13 protein-coding genes and 1 pseudogene are annotated in these 13,615 nt (G+C 55.6%); 7 read left to right on the top strand and 7 right to left on the bottom strand.

All coding sequences use genetic code 11. The features are described from left to right. Window positions 1–342: 342 nt before the first annotated feature. Complete coding sequence (locus P353_RS21895; protein ID WP_034374534.1) at window positions 343–1,116, top strand: MHYT domain-containing protein; 774 nt, start codon at window positions 343–345, stop codon at window positions 1,114–1,116. A gap of 225 nt (window positions 1,117–1,341) precedes the next feature. Next, window positions 1,342–1,740, top strand: coding sequence for a BLUF domain-containing protein (locus tag P353_RS21900; RefSeq protein ID WP_034374536.1), 399 nt, complete (start codon window positions 1,342–1,344; stop codon window positions 1,738–1,740). 247 nt (window positions 1,741–1,987) lie between these two features. Here the strand turns inward: P353_RS21900 and P353_RS21905 are convergent, their stop codons facing one another. Both P353_RS21905 and P353_RS21910 read right to left on the bottom strand, forming a co-directional pair. Continuing rightward, a complete protein-coding gene (locus P353_RS21905; protein WP_034374538.1) occupies window positions 1,988–2,410 on the bottom strand; it encodes an Imm10 family immunity protein in 423 nt (140 codons plus the stop codon). A gap of 823 nt (window positions 2,411–3,233) precedes the next feature. Further along, window positions 3,234–4,169 (bottom strand): LysR family transcriptional regulator, encoded by a 936-nt coding sequence (locus P353_RS21910; RefSeq protein WP_034374541.1) that lies wholly within the window; start codon window positions 4,167–4,169, stop codon window positions 3,234–3,236. Between the two features lie 48 nt (window positions 4,170–4,217). Between P353_RS21910 and P353_RS21915 the strand changes: the two genes are divergently transcribed. Further along, window positions 4,218–5,510, top strand: a complete 1,293-nt coding sequence (locus tag P353_RS21915) for a Zn-dependent hydrolase (RefSeq protein ID WP_034374543.1) — start codon at window positions 4,218–4,220, stop codon at window positions 5,508–5,510. A 165-nt stretch (window positions 5,511–5,675) separates the two neighbouring features. Here the strand turns inward: P353_RS21915 and P353_RS21920 are convergent, their stop codons facing one another. Next, a complete protein-coding gene (locus tag P353_RS21920) occupies window positions 5,676–6,206 on the bottom strand; it encodes an O-acetyl-ADP-ribose deacetylase (protein ID WP_034374545.1) in 531 nt (176 codons plus the stop codon). A 528-nt stretch (window positions 6,207–6,734) separates the two neighbouring features. Here P353_RS21920 and P353_RS28540 point away from each other — a divergent pair. Next, window positions 6,735–7,508 carry an alpha/beta fold hydrolase gene (locus P353_RS28540; RefSeq protein ID WP_080750643.1) on the top strand — a complete coding sequence of 258 codons (774 nt, stop codon included), beginning with the start codon at window positions 6,735–6,737 and terminating at the stop codon, window positions 7,506–7,508. A 47-nt stretch (window positions 7,509–7,555) separates the two neighbouring features. Here the strand turns inward: P353_RS28540 and P353_RS28545 are convergent. Together P353_RS28545 and speG are read right to left on the bottom strand one after the other, a co-directional pair. Further along, a pseudogene (locus tag P353_RS28545) lies at window positions 7,556–8,201 on the bottom strand (IS5 family transposase); the annotation flags it as partial. A 141-nt stretch (window positions 8,202–8,342) separates the two neighbouring features. After that, entirely contained in the window at window positions 8,343–8,858 is a 516-nt protein-coding gene (gene speG / locus P353_RS21930) for a spermidine N1-acetyltransferase (RefSeq protein WP_034374547.1), read from the bottom strand. A 108-nt stretch (window positions 8,859–8,966) separates the two neighbouring features. On the opposite strand from speG, the gene P353_RS21935 reads away from it, so the two are divergent. Continuing rightward, on the top strand, window positions 8,967–9,839 hold the full coding sequence (locus P353_RS21935; RefSeq protein WP_034374549.1) for a LysR family transcriptional regulator: 873 nt from the start codon (window positions 8,967–8,969) through the stop codon (window positions 9,837–9,839). 142 nt (window positions 9,840–9,981) lie between these two features. On the opposite strand, the gene P353_RS21940 is transcribed toward P353_RS21935, so the two are convergent. Then, a complete protein-coding gene (locus P353_RS21940) occupies window positions 9,982–10,488 on the bottom strand; it encodes a GNAT family N-acetyltransferase (RefSeq protein ID WP_420093395.1) in 507 nt (168 codons plus the stop codon). 87 nt (window positions 10,489–10,575) lie between these two features. Here P353_RS21940 and P353_RS21945 point away from each other — a divergent pair, with 87 nt between their 5' ends. Together P353_RS21945 and P353_RS21950 are read left to right on the top strand one after the other, a co-directional pair. Next, entirely contained in the window at window positions 10,576–11,502 is a 927-nt protein-coding gene (locus P353_RS21945; RefSeq protein WP_080750644.1) for a LysR family transcriptional regulator, read from the top strand. A 374-nt stretch (window positions 11,503–11,876) separates the two neighbouring features. Further along, window positions 11,877–12,716: an AlpA family phage regulatory protein gene (locus P353_RS21950; protein ID WP_034374554.1), complete on the top strand. Its 840-nt coding sequence runs from the start codon at window positions 11,877–11,879 to the stop codon at window positions 12,714–12,716. 189 nt (window positions 12,717–12,905) lie between these two features. Here the strand turns inward: P353_RS21950 and P353_RS21955 are convergent. Further along, window positions 12,906–13,615 (bottom strand): LuxR C-terminal-related transcriptional regulator (locus P353_RS21955; RefSeq protein WP_034374559.1); only part of this gene is annotated, 710 nt, incomplete at its 5' end.

The raw sequence follows: 13,615 nt of genomic DNA on the forward strand, positions 1-13,615 counted from the left end.
TCGCGTGCTCATCAAAGCTGTACTCCCGCTGAGTTACCGGTGCGTTCACTCTCATATGTGCCTTCTGTGATCAATGGCCTGACGAAACGAGATACCGCCCAGATTGAGTGAAGCCGGTACGCCTTGGGCACCCGTGCGATCGCTCCTTGAGCGCTTGCTCGTATCACGTGCTTACATACTCTTTGACTTGTCTCAAATTTTGAATAGAGATCAGATCTGATGTATCTGACTAGCATCGAATCAGTTATGACTCATCGAATCATCTTGATAGCTTTGAATTAATTTGATACAAGTCAATTTGCAAATTCTGGATTCCTCTTGTTCGGCAACTAGGAGAGGCTCATGGATGCAATGGTCAGCACCAGCTACAGCATGGAATTGGTTGTACTGTCGTACGCGATTTCAATGATTGGCGCCTTCATTGCGCTGATCTCCGCCAAGCGACTTGAACCGAAGGTTGATGACCGTCAGAGCTATCTGATGAGCCTCGGCAGCACAGGGATTGCTCTTGGCGGCATTGGCGTATGGTCGATGCATTTCATTGCCATGCTTGCGCTGCGCATGGACCTTGGGACCGGCTACTCGATATGGGAGACCGGCGTGTCGCTCATTGCCGCGGTGGCAATCTCGGCTCTGGCTTTTCATATCGTGGCTCGCAACCCGCACAGCATTGGTCGCTTGCTTTTGGCCGGATCAATGCTTGGGCTGGGCGCCGTTGTCATGCACTACCTAGGCATGTATGGCATGCGCTTTGGAGGCCACCTGGAGTGGAACTATGAGCGAATCGCCGTGTCTGTGCTTATTGCTCTCGTGGCTGCAACTGCCGCGCTGTGGCTGGCATTTCATACCGAACAGACAAGCATGCGCCTGCTTGCTGCGGCGATCATGGCCCTTGCCGTTTGTGCCATGCACTACACAGGCATGAGTGCGGCCGAATTCATTTGCACGACGGAGAATCGTCTTGCAATTCCTTCGGGAAGGTATGTGCTTAGCGCACTTGGACTGCCGATGGTGGTGGCTGTGCTGGCCCTGGGCATGTCGATGGTTCTGCTGATGGACTTGGCGCTGGTATCTTTCCAAAAGAGCAGCACAAGAGCAGGCATCCCTCGCAAATGAATTGCAGCAGCAGACTTGTGCCCTTTTTTATGGAGCTTACTTCGCATTGCGCCACCGTAAATCTGGACCTGTCTCGTTGGCACATGTCGCCCGATGACGAGCAGTCGGCCCGTTGATCACTACTGCAACTCTGTCTGCAAGGAATAGGTTCTGGATACCTGGCTTGAGACGATCACGACACCGGCACCGACCGCACCTTTGCAGCGCTGAAAGTAAGAGGCAATCTTGAAACACCTGCTCGGATGTTTTCTTTATCACAGTGAAATCGCCAGTGACGCCAGTACGAGCTGTGTCGCAGATATCACCAGAGTCTCACGCCGCTTCAATGAGGCCCATGGGATCACAGGAATCTTGATTTTTGACGGTCAGCGCTTCGTTCAATACATGGAGGGCCCTCAGCAGCAGGTGATTGCACTGGCCAAAAAGATATCCCTGGACAATCGCCATACCAATTTCACTGCGCAGCACGAGGCAAGAGGCATAACGAGTCGCCTTTTCTCCGGTTGGACCATGGCATACCTCTCGGTAGAAGATGCCGAGCCGTTGGCCCAAATGTGGGTTGTCGACGGAGATGCCGCAATGAGTTGCCTACAGCAACTATTGCCAATGCTGGATGCTGCATAGCAGCTTCCATTGAAACTCCTTGTTACTGAAGCACTCGGGTTTCCGCAGATTCGAAGATCGTTCTGAGACGGCCGTCTGCCGGCTGGCAGCGGAATTTCAAACTGCTTTCATTCACTAAAGGCGCGGCCGCACGCTCATGGTGGCCCAAAGCCAGCCGGACCAATAGGCACAATGAACAGCACGGCTGCGCAGCATCCGTCCTGCCCTTGGTGACGCACCCAAACCGAAGGGCCCGCGTTCTGCATGCCTATGCGGCACCGATGGCCTGGCCGTCGGTCATTTCAAGGCAGCTCTCCCCGGCAAAGATATTCATCAAGGCGACCTTCAGTTCCTCGTACTCGCCTGCTGAAAGATCAAAGGCGATGGACATTTGCTTCGGCTCATCCATGTCCTCCTCCGCCTCGCGTTTGAACGTGAGCTCCGCACCGGTACGCTTCAGCACAAACCGCTCAATGCCGCCATAGCGAGGTCTCTGCTGCCCACACCATTCGACATGGTAGGTATCCATGCCCAGTTCTTCATCCTGCTCATCTTCATCCTCTTCGAAGGAGCGTTGGAGCATCAGGTAATGTTCGGTGCCGTGCTTCTTGTCGGCAAAGCCGACAAGGTGGCAGAAGTCCTCCGGGTCCTTTGTGACGATACAGGCTGCGCGAAAGGAGAAAGTGTTCATTCGGAAGTTCTTGAGGGTTCAGGGCAACAACAGGCTTGAAGGCGGAATCCTATGGCCGGAAGGCCCTGACCACGAGCATCGTAGACTGACTGGCAGCAGCCTCCCGGCGTTTGCAAAACATGTGCTACAAGGGATTCATTGCTGCTTGACTTACTCGGTTGATGTGCCTTGAAGCACCGACTGGACTACTGGCTGCGCCCAGGTGGATATTTGTTATTGGCGGAGCAACCGTGATGTTCTGCGGACAGATTATCTAGATCCTTCTTGCTATCTGGTCCATAGGGCCGGTGCCCAGACTCAAACCCGATGGCCAGTTACCGTGCAGGTATTCAGTTCATGGTCGGGCTAGTGATGATGCCATTCATCGAGACGCTCGCAAGGCAATGGCTGCCAATTCAGCTAACCCGTCGTCTGCTGACATCCTCATGGTGAATTGCCGGTCTGGTCTTCATGATCGTACTCACAGTACTGCATGGCTACACAGACCGTTTCAAGGTCGCCATCTTGCTCGGGGCCATAGCGCCTTCTGCCGTTTTAGCCATAGAAGCGAAAAGGAATGGGAGACCAATCCCTTGCACATACCTCACTCATGCGGCTGCAAACTCAATGGCATTGAGCCTTCAGTTGCTCAGACGGAGGTCAGCTCAAGGTCATGTGCCGCCGCTGCTTTCGGCCAGAAGCGATTGCCCACGCGGGAGACCTGGCAGCAGAAGAGTCAGCATGCATCAATTGATGGCCCCGATGCAAAAGGCAGTGAGTTCCTGCCTCACCGATGGCAGACATCAGTACTGGCGCAGCAAGGATAGATTCGATCAAACTATTTTCAAACCTCTGGTCGCTGCATCCAGGCTGCACAATGTGCCTGAATATTCTGGCAAACCATCGACAAGGAACGGCTCAATGGCTTGTCCTTTCGCAACACCATCGCCAGTGTTCGCTGCAATCCAGGTGTCAGCGGGCGTGAGACCAGGTCATCGCGAGCGCCTCGACCCTGCATGGCCATGCGCGGAATCACGGCATAACCTAGGCCTATGGCCGCCATCTCCTTGAGCGCTTCGACGCTGTCAAGCTCCATCTGAGGATGCGGCAGTTCACCGGCACGGCGCAGCCAGGCATCGACCACCCCGCGCGTGCTGGCTGATTTCTGCAAGGCAAGCAGAGGCAGGGATCTAAGCTCTGGCGCAGCAACCGCATCACCCGCCATCAGCATCTCCGGGCGAGCTACGGCCACCAGCTCATCGTGCAGCACGGGGGTGGCCAGCAAGGCGCGGCGATTTACCGGCAAGGTGACCAGGGCAAGATCCAGACTATTGTCCTCCACGCGCTTTACGCACTCCTCGGTATTGCCCGTGACCACCACGATGTCGATGCCCGGATGGCTGGCCCGTATCTGGCGCAACACGGCAGGCAGAAGATAGAGACACACGGTCAGGCCCGTACCTATACGAACCTGCCCATTCACCTCGCGCGCATGCACACCCAGCGCATGGGCCAGGCCCTCCAGCGCCACGCTCACGGCGGGCAGTTGCTCCAGCAATGCCTTCCCGGCGGCCGTCGGAACAGCACGCCGCCCCACGCGTTCTATGAGGCGTGTGCCGAGATGGCGTTCCAGTTGACGCACTTGCAGGCTGACCGCCGGCTGGGACAACTGCAACAGCTCCGCCGCCTGCGAAAAGCTGCCCTCCTGAACGACCAGGCAAAAACTCCTCAGCAGCATCAAACCAGGGGCATTAGCCAAAGTTTCACTAATACCTTGCATAAACTTCAAAAGATTCCTTAGTGGTAAATCTCGGGCGAAGATTACTCCATGCAGAACGCTTCTACTTGCTCCCCCCTTCTTTCCCCGGCTCTGCCACCGATCAACGGAGACCGCCTGTGGCGCCGCCTCGAAGAGCTTGCCCAATTCACCCGGGCCGATATGCCCTGGACCCGCCGCGCCTTCAGCGCGGAATACCAGGCCGCACGCGTTTGGCTGCGCGAAGCTTTCGAAGCCGCGGGCCTGCAGGTGCGCCTGGATGCCGCAGGCAACCTCATCGGCCGCCGTCCCGGCTGGCGCGATGACCTGAAGCCCCTGGCCACGGGCTCGCACACAGATACGGTGAATGCCGGAGGACGCTTCGACGGCATTCTGGGTGTGCTGGCAGGCCTGGAAGTGGCCCATGCCCTGCAGGACGCGGACATCACGCTGAAGCACCCCTTCGAGGTCATAGACTTCCTCAGCGAAGAGCCCAGTGACTACGGCATCTCCTGTGTGGGCAGCCGCGCCATGGCCGGCCAACTCAGCGCCGACATGCTGGCCGCCCGCGACGACCAGGGCGACACCCTGGGCCAGGCCCTGCAGCGCCTGGGTGCCCGCCCCGAAGCTCTGGCCGAGGCCGATCGCCGACAGGACGGCTTTGCTGCCTTTGTGGAGCTGCACATCGAACAAGGGCCTGTGCTGGAGCGCGAAGACCTGGACATAGGTGCCGTGACCGACATCGTTGGCATACGCCGCGCTCAGCTGTTCTTCGACGGTCGGCCCGATCATGCGGGCACCACTCCCATGAATGAACGTAGCGATGCTCTCGTTGCTGCAGCAATAGTGATCCGCCAGGCCCAGCGCCTGGCGCTGCAGTGGAGCCGCAGCACACCTCACTACGTGGTTGCCACGGTAGGTCGCATGAACGTCTCCCCCAACGCCAGCAACACGGTGCCTGGCCAGGTGGACCTGACGCTGGAGGTGCGAAGCAACCATGCCCCCCTGCTGCAGGAGTTCTGGGAAATTCTGGCGCGGCGCTGCGGCCCGGCTATCGGGCGATTGGGCGTGAATTGGCGCGTGGAGCCTCGCACCCATGTGGACCCCGTTGCCTGCGCGCCGCTGATTGCTGCTGCCGTGGAGCAATCCGCCCAGCGCCTGGGTCTGGGCTGTCGACGCATGCCGAGCGGTGCCGGCCACGATGCCATGTACCTGGCTCAGACCGGACTGTCGGGGATGATCTTCATCCCGTGTCTTGATGGACGCAGCCATAGCGCAGTGGAATGGGCCTCACCGGGTCAGGTTCTGGCCGGCACCCAGGTGCTGGCCGCTACCCTGCTGAACCTGGACGAGCAAATGGACTAGCAGCAATCACGAGTGTGAGTGGACCATGCTTGGCCTGGTCCCTGCCAGTCATGCATAAATGGGTTCCTGGGTGTCTTCTGGGTTGGCTATGCAGCAATGATCAGCTTTTCACGCTCCCACTGCAGTCGAGGAACGATCATGAGAACTGGACTCCAGGCTCAAGTACTACTCAGACTCGGATGGAGCAAGTCGATTCAGAATCAATTCATATTGAAGCAAGTCGGCAGGTGCGAAGCAACAAAAGACAATATCTTCAATTGGCGAATGTTCCGACAGGCTTTCCTGGACAGTCCTGACAGCCACTTGCGCAGCCAGCTCGATCGGGTACCCGTATATGCCGGTGCTGATGCTCGGGAAAGCAATCGAGGTAACGGACTTCTCCTCCGCCAACTCTATGCATCGACGATAGCAGCCAGCGAGCAGCTCCGCTTCCCCGCTTTCCCCTCCTCTCCATACAGGTCCGACGGTGTGAATGATGTAGCGGGCAGATAGGCGATAAGCCTGGGTCACCTTTGCACTGCCAGTCTTGCAGCCTCCGAGCAGCCGACATTCATGCACAAGGTCTGGACCTGCCGCACGATGGATTGCACCTTCGACGCCACCTCCGCCAAGCAGAGACGAATTTGCTGCATTGACAATCGCTCCCACATGAAGCTTTGTGATGTCAGAGCAGATGGCATGAAGGCGTGTGGGCATATGTGTAAAGCGAAAGAGCGGGAAGGCAGCTGGCACGGCAATGGCGAACCAGGTTTGTAAACGCGTTGCCTGCGTAAGTGCTGACGTGCGATGCAGTTGTGTGCGGCCGCGTCCTCGAAAGTGCCTGGAATCAGAAAGATCGCAGTTTTGAGCGTTGGTGAATGTTGCAAAACTTCTGTTCTCGCGAGCATTCGATTTCCTGCACTGGGTCGATCTGCAACTTCAGCAGTCCGGCCAGAAGCGTACTTTCCTTTGATCGATCGCTGGTTTCGGTGAAAGCTTACCGTAGCCAAAAGGTCTTGTCCCGAGGTCGCTCCTCAGTCTAAGCCGGCATCCATCCGGGCCTTGAACGAGGAGCGGCCTTAGTCCGATTTCCCGGTCCCGTGCACACGACCCGCAAGGCACATCCGTCCTCCCCACAAGCCGAAACGGCCCTATTCCAGCCACACTGGAACACGTTCCTTTGACCGTTAAATTAGACTGTTCAAAGTGCTGTAATGGATCGGATTGCAACTACCGCCCCCGGCCATGAGCAGCCTTTCAGCAGGATTCTCTGATTTGCAGTTGCCTTCTCTTGCCGAGGTAGGGCCTGTTGCCCTTGTTCTCCTTCCTGGAATGGATGGTACGGGTGAGCTTTTCGCACCTTTCGTTGCCGCATTGGGTAAGACGACGCCCATCGTCGTGGTGAGCTATCCAACTTCTGGTCCGCCACAGACCTATACCGATCTAACGGAACTTGCCACATCGGCCTTGCCGCCCAATGGCCGCTTGGTCTTGTTGGGAGAGTCTTTCTCAGGACCTATTGCCATTTCGCTGGCAGCGGCATACCCGGAGCGTGTTGTGGGCGTTGTTCTGTGTTGCTCGTTCGTTCGCAATCCAAGGCCGGGGCTTCGCTGGCTCAGCGGCCTGGCGACCATGCCGGTTCCGCTTCCCCCGACTCCAGTACTGAACCTGATGCTTCTGGGCCGGTTTGCGACGCCGGGTCTGCGAGTTATGCTGCGGTCCGCCTTGGCCAAGGTTCAAACGGCGGTTCTACGTTCAAGGCTGAGAGCGGTGGTATCCGTAGATGCGCGAGCACATGCCAAAGCAATTGATGCTCCGGTTCTCTACTTGAAAGGGATACGTGACCGTCTGGTGCCACAGTCTTCCGTGGCTGATGCAGAGCAGTGTTTTCGGAAGATAAGAGTTCAAGCGTTTGATGCTCCACACTGCCTGCTGCAAGCCATTCCGCAAGAGGCCGCTGCGGTGGTGGCGGACTTCGTTCGGGACGTTGCAACGCCATCAGAGTTCGGAAGTACATGAATAGGGATTCGAGAGCGTAGGCCTGGTAAATCGGTTTGAAGCTTACCCTGCTCGCCCAGGCGTTTAATGCAGTGCATCTTCGTCTCCACCAGGCTGCGCTGGTGATAGCCACTCCAACTCTTCCATCACTTGCATCCAAAGCGCCTGCATGCGGCAATCGCCGCATTGCGGTGCGCAAAGGCAGCGCCTTTGCGCATCCGGGCAGTCTTTCACGGAGGCGATGATGGCAGCGTCTGGGCATCAATGCCGATGTGCAGCTTGCGCCATTGACGTCGACGTTCCGCGCCATGCTTTTTGCACTTCCATTCGCCCTCACCCAGGAATTTGGTCCCTGTGGAGTCAAGCAGCAATTCCAGCCCGCCCGAGCTGGGTCGACACGCCACTTGCACATCCAGACTGCGTTGTCTGCGGCACAGCGTGCTGAAGTCCGGAACAGGCCGCGGCAGCTCAGACAACGCCAGCAGCGATTGCACAAAGCCGATGGTCTGTCGCAAGGCCAAGCCAAACAGGTTCTTGATGGTCAGGCAGAACTGGATAGCTGCATCCGAGAACTGCGGGCTACGCCCGCGTTTGCCGCTGATTGCGGCAAACCATGACATGCCCTTGTCCAACCAGAAAGTCAGGGAGCCTCGCGCTTTGAGCGCAGCAGTTGTTTGTGCGATAGCGGGACTTGGAATGCAGAGACTGACTCATCGCTCGAGGCTACCCGACAGTAGAGCGCGATTTATGCAACAACGCCTCGAGTCACTGTACGTTGAACACAGCACGGAACCCTGAAGTTACCAAAGAAGAGCCCTGGACGAATGTCGGCAGAAGTCAGTTGCTCGCCTGGATCTAGGCCTTATTCAGGTAGCTCTTCTGCAGCATGTACATACGCAACACGCTTCGATATTGGCCGTTGGCAAAAAACTCATCGACCAGCTCACCTTCCGGCTGAAAGCCAAGCTTCGTATAGACATGGATAGCCTTGGCATTCTCCTTGTCCACATGCAAAAAGATCTTGTGCAGATTTAGAACCTTGAAGCCATAGTCAAGCGCCAGACGAGTAGCACGAGTAGCAATCCCCTTACCCTGCTGATCAGGAGCAACAATGATCTGAAACTCCGCTCGGCGATGTACCAGGTCGATTTCCACCAACTCAACCAACCCCCCTCGAGCCCCTTCGTGCTCGACTACAAAGCGACGTTCAGTTTGGTCGTGAACGTGTGAGTCGTAGAGGCTGGTCAGTTCATCAAAGGTCGCATAAGGCTCTTCAAACCAATACCGCATGATGCTGGCGTTGTTATCCAGGTGGTGCACAAAGCGCAAATCGTCGCGCTCCAATGGTCTTAGCTGAAGGGATGTCGTCATGGATTCTTTCGTTCAATTGTTTGAGAGGCTGCTTGAAGCGACCATATTGCCAATGATCGATCAATTTCTTATTTGAGAAAAGTTCAGATCAATCATTAAAATTGATCAATGGAATGGACACTCGAACGTTTGAGCCAATTCGTCGCCGTGGCGGACTGTGGCTCCATGACTCAAGCCGCTCGGCGCCAGGGCCGTACTCAATCTTCAGTGAGCATGGCCATGGGACTGCTGGAAGCGGATCTCGGGCTGGAGTTGTTTCAACGTATAGGCCGATCGGTACGACTCACGCAGGCTGGCGAAGTCATCTTGCTGGAGGCACGGGCCCTGCTCAATCAGGCCCAGGCGCTAGACCTGCGCGCTCGCAAGCTGTCACATGGCCAAACTGCCAAGCTTTGCGTGGCCATTGACGAGGCTCTGCCCTATCCACCGATTGCGAGGCTGCTGCAGGAGTTGGCTCAACATTTCCCGGCTCTGGAGTTGACCCTGCTCAATGGCACGGCGGCCGAAGTCGCACGCCAAGTGCAATCTGGTCGTGCGGAGCTTGCCTTTCAGTTTGACCGAGGCCCGGCAGGCGCTCAGTTTGCTCAACACTATGTGGCCGGAGTGCCGCAGATGGTGTTCGTATCGCGTGACCATGAGTTGGCCAAGTGCAATGGAATCAAGCGCGAGGACCTTGCCTCTTACCGGCAGTTGGTGATGCACATCGAGGGTGTTGAAGACCTCGTGATCAGTCCGAGCATCTGGCGCTCGGAGAGCTTCTACGTGCTTGCTGACATGCTGGCCGACGGCATAGGCTGGGGAATTCTGCCGCGCAATATCGCGCAAGCACCCGATATAGAGCCCCGCATCGTGGCACTGGACTGCCCGGAATTGCAGCTTCCGCCGCTAGCCGTGCGTATGCTCAGTTTGCAAGGTGAAGCGCTGGGCGATACGGCCTTATGGATCGAGCAACGGCTGGCAACGCTGCTGCGTTCGAATTAACCAAGATTAAGCCTTGGAGAATTTCGAAGCTATGGTTTCCAGTTCATCGTGAGAAACCGCATCGGGTCGATCAGCGACAGTCTTGGATCGTCAGAAGAAACAGTCATTGGCCAGAGCCTTGAGCCTTCGAAGTTCGTGCAGTTCACAGGGCCATGACCATTTCGTGCCAGGCCATGCCACCGTGGTCTGAGTCCGAAGGGCGCTGGTACTGGAATCCCAGGCGAGAGTACAGCCCCACATGTCGCTCCTTGCACATCAGGTGGATGGCTTTCTTGTCCTCGGCGCGCACCTGCTCGACAAAGGCATGCATCATGGTGGTGGCGTAGCCGCGGCCTTGGAAAGCCGGATCGATCACCACGGACATGATGACCACGTTAGATGCGGCAGCGTCATGCCCGACCAGCTCCTTGAACTCCTCGTCAGACATGCGCACCTCGTAGGCGCAGCCACTGTTGATGAAGCCAATGATCTGTCCATCGTGTTCCATAATCAGGAAACCATGCGGATATTCACGAATACGTTTGGTGATCTTGGCAAGCGTGGCGGCTTCATCACCCTCATAGGCACCGGCTTCAATGGCATAGCAGCGATCGGCGTCTTCTGGTTGGGCATAGCGGCACGTGAGATCTGGTGTCATGGCAGAGGTCATTTCAAGGCGCATAAGTCATCAATTTCATGATGCTAATTGGAATGAGCACTGCATATAGTGCATTGTTTTCATTGCATACTGCATATCATGCACTCCTCTTTGCGCCGTCTCGATCTCAATCTGCTGCTGGTCTTTGATGCCCTGTTTCGCTACCGCAGTGTCGTTGCGGCAGCCGATGAGCTGGCCATCAGCCCTTCTGCGTGCAGCCATGCCCTAGCCCGACTGCGGGAGGGATTAGGTGATGAGCTGTTTTTTCGCACAGGCAGCAGCATGCAGCCCACACCGCGAGCCACCGAGATGGCGGAGGGAATTACGCTGGCACTGCATACGCTTTCGGACCAGCTGGGCGACCCGGCAGCCTTTGCGCCTGGCAGCAGCACTCAGTCCTTCACTTTCGCTGCGACCGACTTCACCACCTTTGCTTTAATGCCTGCGTTGATCTCCAGGATCGAGCATGATGCTCCTCATGTACGCCTGCGAGTGGTCCATTCGCGTCATCGGGATGCCTACAGCGACCTGGTGCAAGAAGGAGCCCATTTCGTCATGGGTTTTTCCGACGAATTCAGCCCCGCGCAAGAAGGCGTGGAGGTCTTGCAGGGACATACCGATGCCTATGTCGTCGTTGCACGCAGAGGTCATCCTCGCATCGGCAAGAGGCTTTCCATGGCGCAATATCTGTCGGAACGCCATGTGGTCGTGAAACCCTGGCAGGAGGAGAAAGGCGTCATAGACTCAGCTTTGAGCAAGGGCGGGTGGACTCGCGAGATTGCGATAGAGCTGCCCAGTGTCATGGCCGCGCCTTTTATCGTGGCAAATTCAGATTTGCTCATCACGCTGCCCCGCCTGGCGGCACTGCAGTTGGAGGCATCGGCAGCGATTGCGATCTTCAAAGCACCTTTTGAGGTGCCGTCATACACACTGAATGTGTATTTTCAGCACCGGCACCTGAGCAGTCCATGGCATCGCTGGATGCGCGCTCGTCTGGAGAGCATATTGCGCTCAAAGGGTGACTAAAGCGTGTAAGCCATTGACCTTTTGGGTCGAGGGCTTCTTTAAATCACTGGCGGCTCACGGCCAGAAACGGTCGCCATAAGCAGTCCTTGGAGGCATTCTCGCTGGTGACCGCTTCAGGCTGATCTGATGTTCTTTTCTCATAGAGAAAAAGCCTCGGTCACTCACTTTATCTCACTCTCGGGCCAGGAGCTATCGCGCCGCGCTTCACTGCGGGGTGAGGATGTGATCAACAAGCATTTCAATAAATACAAATCGTTCTTACTCTACTTCCGTGTTAGAGTGCCTCCTACATTGAGCATGGCTATCAGAAAATAATATTTATTGCATAGATCAACTGCGGTGCATGCACCTAACACCCGAGTTCAAGAGGCCATATGTCTGGGGAGAGCGCGTCACGTGTCACTAAACATGTCATCGCTATGGATGAGGTGTTGACTCGGACAGCGTTATCAAAATCGATGCTCTACAAGCTCATGCGGCAGGACAGGTTTCCTCACCCAACGCCGATGAGCAATAGAAGCATTGGCTGGTTCGAGGCGGATATCGAAAATTGGTTACAGGCTAGAAAAGCAGTCCACCAAGTCAATCTCGCACTCCCCCTCGTCTACATGGCGGGCAGGATGGGAGGGCCTGCAGACCATAAGAAGCCAGGTGGCGATTTTTCTTGCTGGCGAATCTTTGATGTTTCCAAATCCAATGCCCTCGGTGATTTAGAAACGGAAAGCTCAGAAGCTGACGTACTGATCGCACCACCGCAAGAGATGGTCTTTCACGGAACGCGCACAAGGTTCATGTACTCCGGTCCCTGGAAGGCCAGAGGCAGCGACCACGGGTACATGCATGGAGTGACTTCATGCTCGCCTGATAGAGCCCAGAACGCTGCATACCGTGGAGCGCTCCAAGGGATTTCACGGGCTGATGTAGTTGTGGCCTATCTCGAAGATCTGGAAGCCTACGGAACTCTGGTTGAGGTTGGCTACGCCCGGGCGGCTGGTAAGAAGGTGATCGTGATTACTTCACCGGCACTTCATAAGCCACCGCTTAACAATGGTTGGAGTAGCGAGCTCTGGTTTGCTATCCGGGCTGCGGACCGGCACATTGAATTGCCAGACCATCCCGGCAGCACCTCAAAGGAGCACTGGCAATTGGCCCATGCACAGGCTGCAGTGACTATTGTCGAGTGGTATCCAAACACTATGGTCTATACCACCTAAATCCTCGTCCATAACGAGGTAGCGAAAGCTTTTGAATATTACCAAGCCGGGGCTGCGCAATTGAAAGCATTCAGGTAAAAATCGTCTGCAACCTTACTAACAAATTTCCTTATAAAAATACTCAATCAAAGAATATCTGCAAGAAAAATTCCATTTATCCCCAACATAAAATTCAGACAAAAAGAGAGTTTAAATGATACCTGTCAGCATCGCATATCTGACAGCTTGTGCTCTGGTTCTGACCTGCATTTTTCCGTAAATATTTTTCACATGTGTTGCCACAGTCAATGGGCTGATTTCCAAGTAGGACGCAACCTCTTGAGTGCTTTTTCCTTGAGCTATCAATTTCAGTATATCTACTTCTCTTTCAGTTAGCGATTCAAATTTTTTATGCGTGAAAATGTTTTCCCCATGCATAGCTGCATTGAATATTTTAGGAATGATTTTTTTCGCCACCCTGGGAGATATCGCCGCCCCACCATTGGCTACTTCCAGCACAGCCTGTAAATAGCTTCCAAACCATGAATTCTTCACCAGATATCCAACAGCGCCTCTCTTAAGAGCATCCATGGCCGCATCGTCGTTTTCACTTGCAGAAATTGCGATGCATAGCACTTCAGGCCTCTTTATTTGGATCGATTCCAGCAACTCGGCTCCTTGACCTTCGCCAATAGACAGGTCGATGAGGAGCACATCGAACTCTTCCAAAAAGACGTTCTTACGAGCCTCTTTGTAGCTGGAAGCCTGCCCTACCAGAAGAGTGCGCGGGTCACGCATAAGCTCCTGCGCGATCACGTTCCTGATGTGCCTGTCTTCATCGACCAGAAAGACTCGCACAGGTTGGTTCTGCTGACCCTTCATGTCAGAAGGCCACATGCCACCGAAAGCAATAGATGCGC

This window comes from Comamonas testosteroni, assembly GCF_000761245.1.
In the GTDB taxonomy this organism is placed as follows: domain Bacteria; phylum Pseudomonadota; class Gammaproteobacteria; order Burkholderiales; family Burkholderiaceae_C; genus Comamonas; species Comamonas testosteroni_C.